The 18,488-nt window shown below is 65.8% G+C and carries 11 protein-coding genes; 4 read left to right on the plus strand and 7 right to left on the minus strand.

From position 1 onward, the window contains the following. Positions 1-157 precede the first annotated feature (157 nt). The 4 genes from NMG10_RS00260 to NMG10_RS00275 form a co-directional block, all read right to left on the minus strand. Positions 158-1,816 (minus strand): bifunctional protein-serine/threonine kinase/phosphatase, encoded by a 1,659-nt coding sequence (locus NMG10_RS00260; RefSeq protein WP_254463432.1) that lies wholly within the window; start codon positions 1,814-1,816, stop codon positions 158-160. Positions 1,817-1,825: 9 nt separating this feature from the next. Next, positions 1,826-3,037: a NarK/NasA family nitrate transporter gene (locus NMG10_RS00265; RefSeq protein WP_254463434.1), complete on the minus strand. Its 1,212-nt coding sequence runs from the start codon at positions 3,035-3,037 to the stop codon at positions 1,826-1,828. A gap of 304 nt (positions 3,038-3,341) precedes the next feature. Next, on the minus strand, positions 3,342-3,917 hold the full coding sequence (locus NMG10_RS00270; protein ID WP_203647484.1) for an ANTAR domain-containing response regulator: 576 nt from the start codon (positions 3,915-3,917) through the stop codon (positions 3,342-3,344). 10 nt (positions 3,918-3,927) lie between these two features. Next, positions 3,928-5,142, minus strand: coding sequence for a CmpA/NrtA family ABC transporter substrate-binding protein (locus NMG10_RS00275; protein WP_232856029.1), 1,215 nt, complete (start codon positions 5,140-5,142; stop codon positions 3,928-3,930). A gap of 126 nt (positions 5,143-5,268) precedes the next feature. Here NMG10_RS00275 and NMG10_RS00280 point away from each other — a divergent pair, with 126 nt between their 5' ends. Next, positions 5,269-6,294 (plus strand): quinone-dependent dihydroorotate dehydrogenase, encoded by a 1,026-nt coding sequence (locus NMG10_RS00280; RefSeq protein WP_203647482.1) that lies wholly within the window; start codon positions 5,269-5,271, stop codon positions 6,292-6,294. 214 nt (positions 6,295-6,508) lie between these two features. Here NMG10_RS00280 and NMG10_RS00285 read toward each other — a convergent pair whose 3' ends face one another. Continuing rightward, entirely contained in the window at positions 6,509-6,718 is a 210-nt protein-coding gene (locus NMG10_RS00285; protein WP_232856030.1) for a ribosome modulation factor, read from the minus strand. Positions 6,719-7,283: 565 nt separating this feature from the next. Between NMG10_RS00285 and rlmKL the strand changes: the two genes are divergently transcribed. Then, the gene (gene rlmKL, locus NMG10_RS00290) at positions 7,284-9,482 is read left to right on the plus strand and encodes a bifunctional 23S rRNA (guanine(2069)-N(7))-methyltransferase RlmK/23S rRNA (guanine(2445)-N(2))-methyltransferase RlmL (protein WP_203647480.1); all 2,199 of its coding nucleotides are present in this window, start codon (positions 7,284-7,286) and stop codon (positions 9,480-9,482) included. A 95-nt stretch (positions 9,483-9,577) separates the two neighbouring features. Continuing rightward, on the plus strand, positions 9,578-11,974 hold the full coding sequence (locus NMG10_RS00295) for a diguanylate cyclase (RefSeq protein WP_232856031.1): 2,397 nt from the start codon (positions 9,578-9,580) through the stop codon (positions 11,972-11,974). 891 nt (positions 11,975-12,865) lie between these two features. On the opposite strand, the gene dacB is transcribed toward NMG10_RS00295, so the two are convergent. After that, positions 12,866-14,329 carry a D-alanyl-D-alanine carboxypeptidase/D-alanyl-D-alanine-endopeptidase gene (gene dacB / locus NMG10_RS00300; protein WP_186713715.1) on the minus strand — a complete coding sequence of 488 codons (1,464 nt, stop codon included), beginning with the start codon at positions 14,327-14,329 and terminating at the stop codon, positions 12,866-12,868. A gap of 186 nt (positions 14,330-14,515) precedes the next feature. On the opposite strand from dacB, the gene NMG10_RS00305 reads away from it, so the two are divergent. Next, a complete protein-coding gene (locus tag NMG10_RS00305; RefSeq protein WP_050704800.1) occupies positions 14,516-14,860 on the plus strand; it encodes a YggL family protein in 345 nt (114 codons plus the stop codon). Between the two features lie 30 nt (positions 14,861-14,890). Here the strand turns inward: NMG10_RS00305 and NMG10_RS00310 are convergent, their stop codons facing one another. Further along, positions 14,891-18,478 (minus strand): transporter substrate-binding domain-containing protein, encoded by a 3,588-nt coding sequence (locus NMG10_RS00310; protein WP_254463535.1) that lies wholly within the window; start codon positions 18,476-18,478, stop codon positions 14,891-14,893. Positions 18,479-18,488 lie beyond the last annotated feature (10 nt).

An 18,488-nucleotide genomic window follows, 5' to 3' on the forward strand; every position in this document is an offset into this window, starting at 1 on the left:
TACACCTGGTCCCCCCCCTTTGTAGGAGCGGCCTCGTGCCGCGAAAGGGGTGCGCAGCGCCCCCAGGATTTCAGCATCACGCGGATTGCCGGGGCTGCTACGCAGCCCTTTCGCGGCACAAGGCCGCTCCTACACGAACTGTGGTGCGCCTGCGCGCTTAGCGTTTGAGCAACACCAGCAACAACACCAGGTTCAACAGCAGCGACAGCAACCCAATCGTGCGCCACACCTTCAACGGCTCGCGCTCCAGCAGCGGCCGTGGCCGCTCGGCCAGCTCCTGGCGATCTCCCCGTTCCAGCAACAGCAACCACTGCTCGGCGGTCTCGAAGCGCTGCGCCGGGTCTGCCGCCACCGCCTGTAACAGGTTGCGCTGCAACCACTCCGGCAAATCCGGCCGATAACGCGCCGGGTTCACTGGCGTGCCGAAGCGTGGGCGCTGGAACGCTTCGACCTCGCCGTAGGGGTAGTGCCCGGTGAGCAGATGATAAAGCGTCACGCCCACGGCATAGAGGTCCTGGCGCGGTGCGGGGGGCAGGCCGTCGAAGGCTTCAGGGGCGAGGAACGAAGGCGTGCCCGGCAGGGCATGGGGCGGGTCCTCGGAAAGCCCCGGGCAGTACGCCAGCCCGAAGTCCAGCAGACGCAGTTGGCCATCGCTGCCATGGTGCAGGTTGTCCGGCTTGATGTCGCGGTGCAGCAGGTTGCGCCGATGCAGTACGCCCACCGCTTGCAACAGCTGGCGGGCGACCTCCAGCCATTGCGCCAGCGGTAGTGGGGGTTGTCCGGCCAGGGTCGTGCCCGGGTACTCGCGCATCAGGTAGTACAGGTGCTGGCGTTGGCTGGCCGGGTGCACTTCAGGGAAGTGGCGGCCGGCGACCCGGCGCAGGAACCACTCCTCCAGCAGCAGGGCCTGGGCGGCCCCGGGCTCCTGGTCGCGAGACTGCGGCAGGGTCTTTAGCAGCCAGGGCTGGCCGTGCGGGTCGCGGACCCGGTACAGCAGCGATTGCCGGCTCTGGGTCAGCAAGCCGTCGACCTGCCAGCCATCGATCGACTGACCGTCACGCAGCGCGACTGGCAGCGGCCACTGCTGGAGTTGCGCCAGGGTGTCGCCCAGGTTGCTGGCGCCCAGTTGATCCACTCGCACCAGCAAGGCGCTGGCGTTGTCCTGGCTGCCGCGATGGTGGGCGCTGGCCACCAGGGTGTCGGCGGCCACCTGCAGGTCGGGTTGTTCGCGCAGGATCGACTGGATATGCGCATCGCTCAGGCTGGCCCATATGCCGTCGCTGAGCAGCACGAAGCACTCGCCCTCGCGCAGGTCGCCCTCCAGGTAGTCCACCAGCAGTTGCTGGTCCAGCCCCAGCGCGCGCTTGAGCACATGCTGCATGCCGGGCTGGTCCCAGACATGGTCTTCGCTCAGGCAGTGCAGCTGGTCGGCCTGCCAGCGGTACACCCGACAATCGCCGACATGGGCCAGGGTGAAACGTCGCCCACGCAGCACCAGGGCGCTGAGGGTGGTCAGCAGCGGCTGGCCATTGCCTTGGGCGCGCAGCCAGCGATTCTGTGCCGTGAGCAGGCGGTCCAGGGCCTGGGCAGCGCTCCAGGTGGCGGGCGTGGCGTAATAGTCCAGGGCCAGGGCCTGCAGGCTGGCGCGCGCCGCCAGGCCGCCATCGGCGCACTGGCTGACGCCGTCTGCCAGCGCGCACAGGTAACCCTTGCTGGCGGCCAGCTCCGGCACGGGTGTTACCAGGCGCAGGGCGTCCTGGTTTTCCGGACGCGGCCCGGTGGCGCTGGCCTGGGCAAAGCTCAGTTGCAGGCTCATGGCGCGGCCTCAGACCCGCGCCGCCGTCACTGCCGCGGAGCCCCAGGTGGTGCGCCAGCGTTGCTTGACCCCGTGCAGACCGAACCAGGCCAGCAGGCCGAGGCTGGCGAACAGCCACAGGCCGAGCTGGTAGTCGCCGGTATGCTGCTTGATGGTGCCCAGGCCTGCGGCAAGCAGGAAGCCGCCGATGCCACCGGCCATGCCGATCAGCCCGGTCATCACACCGATCTCCTGGCGAAAACGCTGTGGCACCAGCTGGAACACTGCGCCATTGCCGGCGCCCAATCCGAGCATGGCGCTGACGAACAGCGCCAGGGCCGCCGCCGCGCTGGGCAGGTTGAAGCCCACTGCGGCGATGCATACGGCGGCCACGCCGTACATCGCCAGCAGGGTGCGGATCCCGCCGAAGCGATCGGCCAGAGCACCGCCGAGTGGGCGCATCAGGCTGCCAGCGAACACGCAGGCGGCGGTGTAGTAGCCGGCGGTCACCGGGCTCAGCCCGTACTGGTCGCTGAAGTAGCCGGGCAGGGCACTGGCCAGGCCGATGAAGCCGCCGAAGGTCACGCTGTAGAAGAACATGAACCACCAGCTGTCGCGATCTCCCAGGGCCTTCAGGTAGTCGGCCATGGCCTTGGGCCTGGGCCGTTGCGGGGCATTGCGCGCCAGCAGGGCGAACAGCACAAGGGTCAGCAGCAAGGGCAGCACGGCGAAGCCGAACACATTGTTCCAGCCGAAGCCCGCGGCCAGCGCCGGGGCCAGCAGCGCGGCGAACACCGTGCCGGAGTTGCCGGCGCCGGCGATGCCCATGGCCTTGCCCTGGTGCTGGGGTGGATACCACTGCGAGGCCAGGGGCAGGGACACGGCGAACGAGGCCCCAGCGAAGCCGAGGAACACACCCAGCAGCAACGCCTGCTCATAGCTGCGCACCCCCAGGTGCCAGGCGCAGGCCAGGGCGACGATCACGATGACCTGGCCGATCAGCCCGGCGGTCTTGGGTGACAGGCGATCGACCAGCAGGCCCATGGCGAAGCGCAGTACCGCGCCGGCCAGGATCGGCGTGGCCACCATCAGGCCCCGTTGTTGTGCGCTCAGTTGCAGGTCGGCGGCGATCTGCACCGCCAGGGGGCCGAGCAGGTACCAGACCATGAAGCTCAGGTCGAAATACAGGAAGGCGGCGAACAGCGTGGGCACATGCCCGGATTTCCAGAAGCTCGTATTCATCGAACACCTCGTTGGGCGCGGAAACGAAAAGACGCCGCTGCCCGGTCCATGGCTGTGGAGGGGCGAGCGACGTCTTTGTCAGGGTATGGGGGCAACCGCCGTTGGCTACCGGGGTTTTCAGAGCAAGAGGCGGGCCAATATCCAGTCTCGCGCGAACCCTGTAGGAGTGGCCTTGTGTCGCGAAAGGGCCGCAAAGCGGCCCCAGCGATCTTTATGTAAACCCTGAAATCTTGGGGCCGCTGCGCGCCCCTTTCGCGGCACAAGGCCGCTCCTACAGAGGGGCGTAACGTCGGTACGGATGGCGCTACCCCAGCATCTGCGACATGGCAATGATCTGTTCCGCCACCTGGATCAGCTTCTGCTGGCGGCTCATGGCCTGGCGGCGCATCAGGGTGTAGGCCTGTTCCTCGTTGCAGTCCTTCATCTTCATCAGCAGGCCCTTGGCCTGCTCGATGAGCTTGCGCTCGGCCAACTGCTGGTCGCGGGCCAGCAGTTGAGCCTTGAGCGCCTGGTCGCTTTCGAAGCGGGCCATGGCCACATCAAGGATCGGTTGCAGGCGCGTGGTCTGGATACCCTCGACGATGTAGGCGCTGACCCCGGCCTGGATCGCCTGGCGCATCACACCGGGGTCATGCTCGTCGGTGAACAGCACGATGGGACGCGGGCGGTCGCGGCTGACCAGCACCACCTGTTCCATCACGTCCCGGCCTGGTGACTCGGTATCGATCAGCACCACGTCCGGGTGCACCGTTTCGACACACGCGGGCAGGTCGATGCTCAGGCTGCTGGCCTCGATCACCTCGAAGCCGGCCTCGATCAGGGCGGCCTTGAGGCGGCCGACTTTTTTTTCCGTGTCGTCGATCAGCAGGATACGCAACATGGCTGGACCCTCAGCGATGGGCGCGGGCGTCAGGCGCCGCGTCCAGGGCGTGCAGTGCGAAGCTGCGCGCATAGCCATGGGGGTCGCTGCCGTCCCAGCGGCTGCCGTCGATCAGCAGGCTGCTGCGCATGGGCGGGTCGGCACAAGGTACGCCCAACGCCGTGGCGGCTTCGCGGTACAGCGTCAGCTGCTGCACCTGGCTGGCGACCGCCAGGTAGTCCGGGTCGTCACGCAGCAGGCCCCAGCGGCGGAACTGGGTCATGAACCACATGCCATCGGACAGGTACGGCAGGTTGGCCCGACCCTGGTCGAACAGGCGCAGGCCGTGGGGATCGTGCCAGCGATGGCCCAGGCCATCCTGGTAGTCGCCGATCAGGCGCGGCTCGATGCTGCCGACCGGGGAGCCCAGGTAGGCGCTGCCGCTGAGCAGTTGCGCCGTGCCACGGCGATTCTCCTGGCTCTGCTCGATGAAGCGTGCGGCGGCGAGTACCGACTTGATTAGCGCCCGGGTGCTGTTGGGGTACTGTTCGACGAAGCCGCGGGCACTGGCCAGGACCTTTTCCGGATGGTCGGGCCAGATCGACTGGCTGGTGGCCAGGGTGAAGCCCTGCCCCTTGGCGACGGCGTCCGCCGACCAGGGTTCGCCGACACAGAAGCCGTCGATGCGCCCGGCCTGCAGGTGGGCGGCCATCTGCGCAGGGGGCACCACCACGCTGGTCACGTCGCGCAGCGGGTGGATGCCCTGGCTGGCCAGCCAGTAGTAAAGCCAGAGGGCATGGGTGCCAGTCGGAAAGGTCTGGGCGAACGTCAGTTGTGCGCCCTGTTGGTGCACCAGCCGCGCCAGTGCCTCGGGGCTGGTCACGCCCTTGCGCTGCAGCGCGGGGGAGAGATTGATGGCCTGGGCGTTCTGGTTAAGGCCCATGAGCACGGCCAAGGGGCTGGCGGGCACGCCGCCGATGCCCAGGTGCACCGCGTACACCAGGCCATAGAGGCAGTGGGCGGCGTCCAGCTCGCCGCTGACCAGCTTGTCGCGCAGCCCGGCCCAGGACGCCTGGCGGCGCAGGTTGAGGGTCAGGCCGAACTGCTGGGCGAAGCCCTGGGTGGCGGCGACCACCACCGAGGCGCAGTCGGTCAGGGCCATGAAACCGATGTCCAGGCTGGGCTTTTCCGGCGCGTCGCTGCCGTTGACCCAGGCCAGGGGCGTTGTCGGGAGGGCTGTGTTCACGAGAATCCTCAGGCGTTCGCGATTGACTGCATGCAACGGACTTAGCAACCCATGTGCCATTGCCCTGTCGCCCCGGCGGCTCGCTGGCTATAATCGCCCCCTCACACACCGCGAGTCCGCCCACCCATGTATACCCTGGCCCGCCAGTTGCTGTTCAAGCTCTCCCCGGAAACCTCCCACGACCTCTCGCTGGACCTGATCGGCGCCGGTGGCCGTCTCGGGCTCAACGGCCTGCTGTGCAAGCAGCCGGCGGCGTTGCCAGTGACAGTGATGGGCTTGAACTTCGCCAACCCGGTCGGCCTGGCCGCCGGCCTGGACAAGAACGGCGCGGCCATCGATGGCTTTGCCCAACTGGGCTTCGGCTTTGTCGAGATCGGCACCGTGACGCCGCGCCCGCAGCCGGGCAACCCCAAGCCGCGGCTGTTTCGCTTGCCGGAGGCCACGGCCATCATCAACCGCATGGGCTTCAACAACCTGGGCGTCGACCACCTGCTGGCGCGGGTGCGTGCCGCGAAGTACACCGGCGTGTTGGGTATCAACATCGGCAAAAACTTCGACACCCCGGTCGAGCGGGCCCAGGACGACTACCTGATCTGCCTGGAGAAGGTCTACAACGACGCCAGCTACATCACCGTCAACGTCAGCTCGCCGAATACCCCCGGCCTGCGTTCGCTGCAGTTCGGCGATTCGCTCAAGCAACTGCTCGATGCCCTGGCCGAGCGCCGTGAGCAATTGGCGCAGGCAAACGGCAAGCGCGTACCGCTGGCGATCAAGATCGCGCCGGACATGAGTGACGAGGAGACCGCCCTGGTGGCGGCGGCGTTGGTCGAATCGGGGATGGATGCGGTGATCGCCACCAACACCACCCTGGGGCGCGAGGGCGTCGAAGGCCTGCCGTTCGGTGGCGAGGCTGGTGGTTTGTCGGGTGCGCCGGTGCTGGAAAAGAGCACTCACACGGTGAAAGTGCTCGCTGGTGAGCTGGGTGGCAAGCTGCCGATCATTGCGGCGGGCGGGATCACCGAGGGGCGTCATGCGGCCGAGAAGATCGCCGCAGGGGCGAGCCTGGTGCAGATCTATTCGGGCTTCATCTATAAAGGCCCGTCGCTGATTCGTGAAGCAGTGGATGCCATTGCCGCGATGCCGAAAGCATGAAATGAACCGGTAGCCGTGGGGGCGGGCTTGTCCCGCGATGGCGCCAGGACAAGTTGCCTGGGCGGACGCCATCGCGGGGCAAGCCCGCTCCCACGTTGCCCGCCGGATAGGATGAAAAAAAGGGCATAAAAAAGGGCCCCTTCAAAGGGGCCCCTGGGCCGCAGCCCGCCGCCCGGATAGGGCGCGCATGGTGACTCGAATTCAGTGTCCTCGTTCAGCCAAGTGCGTGGTTCTCGTTTCGGGTAGAAATGCCAGCGATGCCGGTCTCTGCATTCCAGTATGCTTCACGGCCGTTGCGCCAACCGTTCATCCAGTTTTGATGGCCAGCTGTACCTTCCTGTTTTGGGCACAGTTCTCGGGATTTACCTTGTATGCCGTAAAGAAAACCGCGTGCTTTTTCTTTCTCCTCGGAACTACGTTTCATTCTTTTTCCACTCATAAGGTATTGCCCTCACTTGTTGACTGAAATGTCCCGTCGGCCTCTCCGAGGCCGGGCAGAATCGTTCTGCCGAAGTGCACCCGCTGCTGGCGTGGCGGGTTGAAAGTGCCGCCCCGTTGCGGTGCGACCTGAGATCAGTTCTAACGAATGCAGGTCACAGTGTGAATGATCGATTTGTCATAAGGACGTAACCTTTCCGAAGGTGAGGGGATAAGTAAATAAATGCGACTCAACCTTGTTTGCCGTTGAGCCCGCTATGATCAGGGTTTACCCAACCTTGACGTCAATTGGCCAGCGTTGCTGGATGATGACAGTAATATTTGGTAATGCGACGAAGGGTCACATCTGAGCCCGACGTCCACGCAATTTTCATACTGCCCGACGATCAAAGCCTCTTTCGCCTCCCGGCAAAGGCATGATCGACCGGGCGGCCAGGCCTGGCGAGCGTTTCGTCGGGCCACCCGGACGCCTGCTGGAAAGGCGTGCGGGCTAACAGCGGCAGCCGATGCGTCGGCTCGCCATCTACCTAGCCAAAGGCTCTGGATTGCACATGTCGGACCGTTTCGAACTTTACCTTACCTGCCCCAAGGGTCTTGAAGGCCTGCTCGCCGAGGAAGCCCGTCAACTGGGCCTGAACGAGGTGCGTGAGCACACCTCGGCCATTCGCGGCGACGCCGACATGGAAACCGCCTATCGCCTGTGCCTCTGGTCGCGCCTGGCTAACCGCGTGCTGCTGGTGCTCAAGCGCTTCTCGATGAAGAACGCCGACGACCTGTACGACGGCGTGAATGCCGTCGACTGGGCCGACCACCTGGCGGCTGATGGCACCTTGGCGGTGGAGTTCAGCGGCCATGGCTCAGGCATCGACAACACCCACTTCGGCGCGCTCAAGGTCAAGGATGCGATCGTCGACAAGCTGCGCAACCGCGAAGGCCTGCGCCCGTCGGTGGAGAAGGTCGACCCGGATGTGCGCGTGCACCTGCGCCTGGACCGTGGCGAGGCGATCCTTTCCCTCGACCTGTCCGGCCACAGCCTGCACCAGCGTGGCTATCGCTTGCAGCAGGGTGCTGCGCCCCTGAAGGAGAACCTGGCGGCGGCGGTGCTGATCCGCGCCGGCTGGCCACGTATCGCGGCCGAGGGCGGCGCCCTGGCCGACCCGATGTGCGGCGTGGGCACCTTCCTGGTCGAGGCGGCGATGATCGCCGCCGATATCGCTCCCAACCTCAAGCGCGAGCGCTGGGGCTTCAGCGCCTGGCTCGGCCATGTGCCGGCGCTGTGGCGCAAGGTCCACGACGAGGCCCAGGCCCGTGCTCAAGCCGGCCTGGCCAAGCCGCCGCTGTGGATCCGCGGCTATGAGGCCGACCCACGGTTGATCCAGCCGGGGCGCAACAACGTTGAGCGCGCGGGCCTGGGCGACTGGGTGAAGATCTACCAGGGCGAGGTGGCCAGTTTCGAGCCGCGTCCGGACCAGAACCAGAAAGGCCTGGTGATCAGCAACCCGCCCTACGGCGAGCGCCTGGGCGACGAAGCCAGCCTGCTGTACCTCTACCAGAACCTCGGCGAGCGCCTGCGCCAGGCCTGCATGGGCTGGGAAGCGGCGGTGTTCACCGGCGCGCCGGAGCTGGGCAAGCGCATGGGCATCCGCAGCCACAAGCAATACGCCTTCTGGAACGGCGCGTTGCCGTGCAAGCTGTTGCTGTTCAAGGTCCAGCCCGACCAGTTCGTCACCGGTGATCGTCGTTCGGCCCAGGCCGAGGCGGCTGAGGGCGAGCCTCGTCGCCAGGCCCCGGTGGCCAGCGAGCCGGCGCGCCTGTCGGAAGGCGCGCAGATGTTCGCCAACCGCCTGCAGAAGAACTTCAAGCAGCTGGGCAAGTGGGCCCGCCGCGAGAAGGTCGATTGCTACCGTGTGTACGATGCCGACATGCCCGAGTACGCCCTGGCAGTGGACCTGTACCACGACTGGGTGCACGTGCAGGAGTACGCCGCGCCGCGTTCGATTGATCCGGACAAGGCCCAGGCGCGCCTGCTCGACGCGCTGAGCGCGATTCCCCAGGCCCTGGGCGTCGATCCGCAGCGTGTGGTGCTCAAGCGCCGGGAGCGCCAGAGCGGCACCCGCCAGTACGAGCGCCAGGCCACCGAAGGGCGCTTCCAGGAGGTCAACGAAGGCGGCGTCAAGCTGCTGGTCAACCTCACCGACTACCTGGATACCGGGCTGTTCCTCGATCACCGGCCGATGCGCATGCGCATCCAGCGCGAGGCGGCGGGCAAGCGCGTCCTCAACCTGTTCTGCTACACCGCCACGGCCACCGTGCACGCAGCCAAGGGCGGCGCGCGCAGCACCACCAGCGTGGACCTGTCGAAGACCTACCTGGACTGGGCCCGGCGCAACCTGTCGCTCAACGGTTTCTCCGAGCGCAACCGCCTGGAGCAGGGCGATGTCATGGCCTGGCTGGAGAACGCCCAGGACAGCTACGACCTGATCTTCATCGACCCGCCGACCTTCTCCAACTCCAAGCGCATGGAAGGGGTATTCGACGTGCAGCGCGACCATGTGCAACTGCTCGACCTGGCCATGGCGCGCCTGGCCCCGGGGGGTGTGCTGTACTTCTCCAACAACTTCCGCAAGTTCCAGCTCGACGAGCATTTGGCCGCGCGCTACGTAGTGGAGGAGATCAGTGCCCAGACCCTGGACCCGGACTTCGCCCGCAACAATCGTATCCACCGCGCCTGGCAGCTGCGTCTGCGCTGAGCCGACGAGGTACGTGGCACGCCTGCTGGCCAGTGGCTATAACTCAGGACAGGGCGGGACAATACGCAGGACGCTGACCTTGGTTGGAGTCCTCTATGTCGAACCCGGGCGTACCTGCAAAGCGGCTTGGCCTGCTCGGCGACGAGTTGTCGGCCTGGGGCGTGGCCTTGGCGGCGCTGGTCGCCGGGGCGTTGCTCACGGCCGCCCTGGCGATCGCCACCCAGACCTTCTACCAGCAGCAACTGCGCCAGCGCTTCGAGCTGCTGGCCAGTGAGCGCTACAGCCGCATCGCCGAGCGTTTCGAGGAGCAGGAGCAACGCCTGGATGGCTTGCGCCGGTTCTTCGCCTATTCCACTGAAATCACCCCCCGCGAGTTCGATGGCTACGCACGTCCCTTGCTGCACCGCACCCAGGCTTACTCCTGGGCACCGCGGGTAGCGGCCGCGCAGCGCGAGGACTTCGAGCGGCGCGCCAGTGCCTGGCTGGGCCAGCCCTATCAGATCCGCGACCTGGACGCCCAGGGCGATTGGCAGGCCGCGCCTGCGCGTGATCACTACTATCCGGTGCTGTACACCCAGGCGGCGAGTCGCCAGGCCCAGCCCTACGGCTTCGACCTGGGTGGGCAGCCGCTGCGCGCCGCGACCTTGGCCCGGGCCGCCAGCCCCGGCAGCATGGCGGTGTCGGCGCCGCTGGACATGATCAACGTCGAACCGACTTATACCCGTGGCCTGCTGATAGTCGCCCCGGTGTTCGCCGATGAAGCGTCTGTGGGCGATCCCCTTCGAGGGTACGTCATGGCCTTGCTGAGCCTGCATCAGCTGATCGCCGAGAGCCTGCCGACGGTGGCTGACGACAACCTGGTGGTGCGCATCCTCGACCTGTCCACAGAGGGTGGTCACGAGGTGCTGTTCGACTCAGGGATGCCGCCGGCGCGCATGGGCTTTGCCAGCAGTCACCTGCTGCACCTGGCGGACCACCACTACCAGCTCGACATTCGTCCCAGCCAGGGCTTTCTCGCCGCCAACCGCTCGTCGGCGGTGCCGGTGGTGGCGTTGCTCGGTGGCCTGCTCAGTGTCTTGCTGGCGCTGCTGCTGTACAGCCTGTTCAGCCAGCGCCAGCGTGCCCTGGGCCTGGTGGCCCGGCGTACCGCCGAGCTGCGTATCAGCGAGCAGTCATTGCGCGAGACCCACAACCAGTTGCGCAGCGTGCTTGATGCCGCGACCCAGGTGGCGATCATCGCCACCAGCCTGCGCGGGGTGATCGGCACGTTCAACGCGGGCGCCGAGCGCATGCTGGGCTATTCGGCCGGCGAAGCGCTGGGCCAGCTGCGCCTTGAGGACCTGGTCTTGCCCGAGGAGTTGCGCCAGCGGGCCCATGCCTTGAGCGTGCGCTTCGGGCGCGAGGTTGGCGCGGGCCAGGCGATGTTCGCCGAGACGGTGCAGGAGGGCGGCGCGGAGCCGGCGGACTGGACCCTGGTGCGCAAGGATGGCAGCCACCTGCTGGCCAACATGCTGGTGACGGCGGTGCTGGACGAGCAGGGGTTATGGGTGGGCTATCTGGCGATCTGCATTGATGTCACCGAGCGGCGCCGGGTGCACGAAGCCCTGGCGGCCCGCGACCGGCTGTTGGAAAAACTCAGCGCCGAGGTGCCTGGCGGGATCTATCAGTATCGCCTGGACGCCGATGGTCATTCCTGTTTCCCCTACGCCAGCCAAGGTCTGCACGACATCTACGAGGTGGACCTGGCAGTGCTGCGCGAGGACGCCGCGGCGGTGTTCGAACGTATCCACCCGGACGACCTGGAGCGAGTGCGGCGCTCGGTGCGTTACTCCGCCGAGTACCTGACGCCGTGGCGGGAGGAGTACCGGGTGTGCCTGCCGCGGGCGGGGTTGCGCTGGGTGCGGGGGGAGGCGACGCCGGAGGTCGGCGAGCACGGCAGCACGCTCTGGCATGGTTACCTGACCGATATCTCGGACCTCAAGCGGGTGGAGGAGGAGCTGCGGGCGCTGTCGGTGACCGATGCGCTGACCGGGATCTACAACCGGCGGTATTTCCAGGAGCGGCTGCGCAACGAACTGGATCGGGCGCAGCGGGATGGGTTGGACCTGGCGGTGATCATGCTGGATATCGATCACTTCAAGCGGATCAACGATCAATACGGGCATGCGGTGGGGGATCATGTGCTGCGCAGCCTTTGCCAGCGGATCGGGCAGCGGTTGCGGCGGACCGATGTGTTTTGTCGGTTGGGGGGGGAGGAGTTCATGGTGTTGTGTCCGGGGAGTAATGCCGAGCAGGCGCGGGTGCTGGCGCAGGAGTTGTGGCAGGGGGTTCGGAGTGTGCCGGTCGAGGGGGTGGGGCGGGTGACGGCGAGTTTTGGGGTGGCGGGGTGGCGGGTTGGGGAGGGGGCGGATGCGTTGTTGTTGCGGGCGGATGCTGGGGTTTATGTGGCCAAGCAGGGGGGGAGGGATCGGGTTGAGGGGGAGTTGTCTTGAGTTGAGTTTGGTCTGTTATTTGGTTGTTTGGTTGTTTGGTTGTTTGGTTGTTTTAGTTGGTGTTGAGAGTTGTATGCGTATTCATTTGTGATGTCGACGCTTATTCACCTTTCCGCCCTTACGGCGGGTTACTTTGGTCTTGGCCAAAGTAACCAAAGCCGCCTCGCTCCATTCATCCGGCCCTGCGCTTCGCTCCGGGTTCCCTCACTCCGGCCTTGCTCCCGGGAGGACCGCGCTGCAGGGCCCATCCCGGGCCCCAGCGCTTGACGGGCATCCATGCCCGTCACCTCCCTCCGCAAGACCTGCGTTCGGCCTCCTGAAGTCGCGAAGTTACGGGCGGCGCCTGAACTGGCGTAGCTGTCGCTAGTTTAAACTTAATTGATCTCTCGATCGCATCGCGGGGCAAGCCCGCTCCCACGCAATAGTTGCCGTTATATATAACCCTGTAGGAGCGGGCTTGCCCCGCGAAAGGGATGGAACAGTCAATGCATAACTAACTGTCAAACAACTAAATTCGCATTTCTTGCTCTTGCTCTTGATCTTGCTTCTAAGCGCGCGATAGTCCAGGCGCCACCAATTGCGACTTCAGGAGGCCGAGCGGAGTTCTTGCGGAGGGAGGTGACGGCCATGGATGGCCGTCAAGCGCTGCGCCCCAGGATGGGGCGTTCAGCGCGGTCCTCCCGGGAGCAAGAACGGAGCGAGGGGACCCCGGAGCGAAGCGTAGGGGCCGGATGAATGGAGCGAGCGGTTTTTGCCTACTTTTGCCCAAGAGCAAAAGTAGGTCGCCGTAAGGGCGAAAAGGTGACTATGCGTCACCATCGCCAATGAATGCGCTTACATCCTTCAAAACCAACACCTTAAAGCCAAGCCCCAACCCCAACCCCACTCAAATCAAGGCATCACCCCAACAGTCCCATTCCCCGCCTTGGGCTGCCGGTAAAGATCCAGCAACACCTGGTCGAGAACCTGGGAAGCCCCCCAAGGCTTGGGATCATTGAGAATGGCCGCCACCGCCCAGGTGTGCCCGTTGCTGTCCCGGCTGAACCCGGCAATCGCCCGCACGGTATTCAGGGTCCCGGTCTTGATGTGCCCTTCGCCCGTCATGGCCGTGCGCTTGAGCCGCTTGCGCATGGTGCCGTCCATCCCCACCAGCGGCATCGAGCTGATGAACTCCGCCGCGTAAGGGCTCTTCCAGGCCGCCTGCAACAGCGCCGCCATCTCGCGGGTGCTGACCCGCTCGGCGCGGGACAGCCCCGAGCCGTTCTCCATCACCAGGTGCGGCGAGGTGATGCCTTTCTTCGCCATCCACTGACGCACCACACGCTGGGCGGCACGGGCATCGTCGCCGTCGGCGTCGGTGCGGAACTGCGCGCCAAGGCTCAGGAACAGCTGCTGGGCCATGGTGTTGTTGCTGTACTTGTTGATGTCGCGGATCACTTCCACCAGGTCCGGCGAGAAGGCGCGGGCCAGCAGGCGGGCGCTCTTGGGCACGTTTTCGATGCGATCGCGACCCTGGATGCTGCCGCCCAGCTCGTTCCAGATCGCCCGCACGGCACCGGCCGCGTAGGTCGGGTGGTCCAGCAGCGACAGATAGGTCTGCGAGTTGCAGCCGTCGGCGAGCTGGCCACTGACCGTGACGCTGACACCGTCCGGCTGGACTACCGGGTTGTAGCGCACCTCGCCGGTGCACTGCTTGCCGGCCACGGCCTTGACCTGGTTGTCGATGCGGATGCTGGCGATCGGCGGCTCGACCGAGACGTTGACCTTGCCACCGTCGTTGCGGGCAACGAAGCGCAAAGCCTTGAGGTTGACCAGCAGCGAGTCCGGCTTGACCAGGAAAGGCTTGTTCTCGTCGCCGCCGTCGTCATCGAACTGCGGCAAGTTGGGCTGCACGAAATGGCTACGGTCCAGGACCAGGTCGCCGGTCACGGTACGAACGCCATTGGCGCGCAGGTCGCGCATCAGCAGCCAGAGTTTTTCCATGTTCAGCTTGGGGTCGCCGCCACCCTTGAGGTACAGGTTGCCGTTAAGCACGCCGTTGCTCAGGGTGCCGTCGGTGTAGAACTCGGTTTTCCATTGGAAAGTGGGGCCCAGCAGTTCCAGCGCGGCGTAGGTGGTGACCAGCTTCATGGTCGAGGCCGGGTTGACCGACACATCGGCGTTGAACACGGTCGCCGTGCCCGGGCCGTCCAGCGGCAGCATGACCAGCGACAGGGCGGAGTCCTGCAGCTTGTTGGTCTTGAGCGCCTGCTGCACCTTAGGTGGCAGGCTGGTGTTGACGGCGGCGGCCTGCACGGACAGCGACAGGGGCAGGAACAGGCCGGCGAGCAGCAGTGGGCGGAGCGTCTTGATCATAAATGGACAAACCCTGCAGGCGAGGGGAAAAGACAACGGGGCTGTAGGAAGTGATGGCCCCAGGACAAAATGTAGTGCGCATTATGCCCCAAGCAGCACGAGCATGGGCCTCATTCGACGGAAAAGCGCCGCTAGGCGCCGGAAACTGGTAAAGTGCCGCGCGTAATTAATTGAGAGGATTGTTTCATGGCTACCAACCGTTCCCGTCGCCTGCGCAAGAAACTGTGCGTGGACGAATTCCAGGAGCTGGGTTTCGAACTGAACCTGGGCTTCAAGGAAGACCTGTCCGATGAAGCCATCGATGCCTTCCTCGACGCCTTCCTGGCTGAAGCCATGGATGCCAACGGCCTGGACTACGTCGGTGGCGACGACTTCGGCCTGGTTTGCAAGGCCACCCGTGGTTCGGTCAACGAAGAACAGCGCGCCGCTGTCGAAGCCTGGCTCAAGGGCCGCAGCGAACTGACCAATATCGAAGTCAGCCCGCTGCTGGACGCCTGGTACCCGGAAAAACCGGTCAACCCGGCTTCCTGATGAATGGCGGCGGTACGCCTTGTACCGCCCTCATCCGACCTCGGCCAGGTGCTCCCGTTGCCTGGCCAGGGCTTTCTCCACGCGGCGCATGTGCCGCGCCAGCGCCTGACGGCGCCGTTTCAGTTCAGCCTGGGGCAAGTCCGTCACCTCCAGCGCCTCGCACGCCTCGATCAACGCCTGAGCATCCAGCATCCGTCCCGCGCTGAGGATCTTGTGTGCCTGTAATGCCAGCTCGCCGCCCTCGCGTTGCGGGTCGATGGCCATCAGCGCCTGCAGGTCCTGGCGCAGGCTCAGCAGCAGGGTGTCGAGGATGCGGTCGCGGTCGGCGAGGTTGTCGCCAACGATCGCCGACAGGCCATCGAGATCGAACCGCACGGCGGGCGTATGGTGCTCGTCTTCCTGGTAGGCAATCCGTGCAAGGGCCTTCAACCGCTGCCCCAGCACCTGCAGGCCGATGGGCTTGAGCAGGCAATCGTCCATGCCTGCATCCAGGCATTGCTGGCGCACCTCGGGCTGGGCGTTGGCGGTGTAGCCGAGGATGGTGCAGCGTGGCCGGTTGCGCAGTTGCTCCTCCAGGCGCACGGTCCTGGCCAGTTCGAAGCCATTCATCAGCGGCATGTTGCAGTCGACGATGAGTATATCGAAGCAACCCTCGCGCCACTTGCGCAGCCCTTCGCGTCCATCTTCGGCGCTTTCCTGACCAAGGCCCAGGTAGTTCAGTTGCTGTGCCATCAGCAACAGGTTGGCTGGGTGGTCGTCGATCACCAGGATGCGCAGCTGCTGGTCCGGTTGCGGGATTTCCGTGGGCGATCGGGGCTGGGGCGTGACCGGATCGACGCATTGCAGCGGCATCACCAGACGGACCCGGGTACCGACGCCCTGCAGGCTCTGCAGGGTGAGCTCGCCGCCCATCATCGTGCACAGGTCGCGGCTGATGACCAGTCCTAACCCGGTGCCGGCCCTGGCGCCGTCGCTGTAGGGGTTGGCCTGCACGAAGGGGGAGAACAGGCGTTGCAGGTCTTGCTCGTGGATCCCGATACCGCTGTCGCGCACCTCCAGGTCGAGCGTCGGCATGGCAGGTTCGCCATCGTTGCGCAACCTGGCGGTGATGCGCACTTGCCCCTGTTCGGTGAACTTGATCGCATTGCTCACCAGGTTCGACAGCACCTGCTTGAACCGTAGCGGATCGAGCATGACGTGGCAGCGGGCCTCGGGAGCAATCACCACATCCAGCACCAGGCCCTTGTGCCGGGCCAGGCCGTCGAATACGCGGCCGACCGACTCGACCAGGGCCGCAAGGTCGACTGCTTCGGGGACCAGGGACATCTGTCCGGACTCGATCCGGGCGATATCCAGGATGTCGCCGATCAGCCCCAGCAGGTCACTGGCCGAATGATGGGCGACCTCCAGCGCAGGGCGGTCCAGCTTGCCCTGGTCGGCGCGCTTGAGGGCCAGTTCCAGCATGCCGATGAGGGCGTTCATCGGCGTGCGGATCTCATGGCTGATGGTGGCCAGGAAGGTGCTCTTGGCCCGATTGGCGTCATCGGCCTGTTGCTTGGCCAGGCGCAGGTCCTGGACCAGATTGCGGCGCTCGCTGATATCGATCCAGCCACCGATGATGCCCTGCATCTCGCCCACCGAGTCGCGGTAGGGCAGGATCCAGTGATAGATCGTCAGCTCGCGGTCCCGCAGGCGCAGGGGGCGATCGAGGATCAAGGGTTTGCCCTGGGCCATCACCCGCTGGTAGTCGTCCTGGACCTGGCGGGTATAGTCGCAGTCGCTGAAGGGGGCCTCGTCCAGGCTCTTGCCCAGGACTTCCTCGAGACTGGCGCCGACGGCCTGCAGGTAGCTGTCGTTGCAGCTTTGCAGGCGTCCGTCACGGTCGCGAACATACATCGGATGAGGCGTGCCATTGAGCAGCGCACCCATGAATTCCAGTTGGTCGTTGAGCGCTCGTTCGGCCCGCTGACGCTGCTTGATCTGACGGCGCAGCCGGGCGTTCCACACCAGTGCGAGGACCAGCAGCACCGCAATGCCCCCCGCCACCTGAAGGATCAGCCGGCGGTAGCTGCGCCAGTAGGCGTCGTCACGCAGGCCATGGTCGCGCCAGCGGCTGTTGATCACCCCCAGTTCCTCCGGCGAAATGCTCAACAGAGCCTTGTCGAGGATCGCCGCCAGCTCGCTGGCCCCGGCGGCGGTCGCCATGGTGAAGGCTGCCGGTTCCGTGCCCACCGTGCTGCGGATCACCAGATTGTTGCTGGTGGCGAGCATGTGGTTGGCGTCGATCAGGGTGGCGATTGCCGCATCCACCGCGCCGCTGCCGAGCAGCACCATGGAGTAGTAGGTGCTTTCGGTGGCGACCTGGTGAATCCGTGGGTGACGTGCCGCGAGCAGGGCGGCCACGCTGCTGTCGCGTGGCACGGCGACGCGCTTGCCCTTGAGTTGCTTGAGGTTGCTGGGCTGGTCGTTGCCGGTGTGGCTGACCAGCACGTAGGCGCTTTCGAGGTAGGGCCGGCTGACCTGCAGCGGGCTGCCGCGACGGGCGTCGGTGGAGAGGCTGGCGATGATATCGGCGCGACCGGACTCGAGCTGGTCGACCATGTCGCCATCGCCGCTGGCGCGACGGATCTCGAAGCGCAGGCCGGTGCGCAGGCGGATGAGTTCTAGCAGGTCGGCGACGATGCCACGCAGGCGGTCATTGTTGTCGAAGAAGGTCAGGGGCGCGGCGGTGTCGTTGACCACCACGCGCATGATCGGATGTTCGCTCAGCCACTGTTCCTCGCGCGCCGACAACTGCAGCTTGCGATCGGTCAGCAGGCTACCGCTGCTGGCACTCCAGCGCTTGAAGATATCGTTGCGGGTGGTGTTGGGCTGGGCGTCGAGGGCGGCGTCCACCAGGGACTGGAGGGTGAGTGCGTCCTCGCGCATGGCGAAGCTGAAGCCCACGGCTTCGTGCTTGCCGAAATTGGCCATGCGCAGGTGCGGCAGGTGCCCCTGGCTGATCAGGTAGTGGGTGGAAATGGTATCGCCGATGAACACGTCGGCCTGCTCGAAGGCCACGGCATTCAGCGCCTGGGTGGACGATTCGAAGGTAAGCAGCTCGGCCTTGGGGTAGTTGGCGTGAATCTCCCCGGGCGGCAGGTAGTGATACAGCATGCTCAGGCGCATGCCCGTCAGGCCCGTGTCCAGCGCCCGGGTTTCATCCTCGCGGGTCACCAGCACCGGTTGGTCGATGGCGTAGGGCCGCGACAGCGCCAGGCCCTGGGTCACCGCTTCATAGCCGTTGGCGCTGCCCAGCAGGTCGATATGCCCGCTCTTGAGCGCCGCGACCGCCGCCGGCCGGCTGGGAAAGCGCTGCACCCGCACCGGCAGGCCCAGGGCGCTGCCGATCAGTCCGGCGTAGTCGGCCGTCAGCCCCTGGTACTCGCGCCCGCCCGTGGCGATGTCGAACGGCGGGTAGTCAGGGGCCGAGGTGCCCAGCACCAGTTCCCGGCGCTGCGCGAGCCAGTCGCGCTGGGCCGGTGTCAGGCTGGGCTGGACCGATGCCGGCGCTGAACGGCTGAGCAGGGTATAGGTTCGCCCCGTGTCGACGGTCACGCCGGCACCTTGCAGCGGCATGCCCAGGCAC

It is taken from the genome of Pseudomonas sp. DVZ6, assembly GCF_024259445.1.
In the GTDB taxonomy this organism is placed as follows: Bacteria; Pseudomonadota; Gammaproteobacteria; order Pseudomonadales; family Pseudomonadaceae; genus Aquipseudomonas; species Aquipseudomonas peradeniyensis.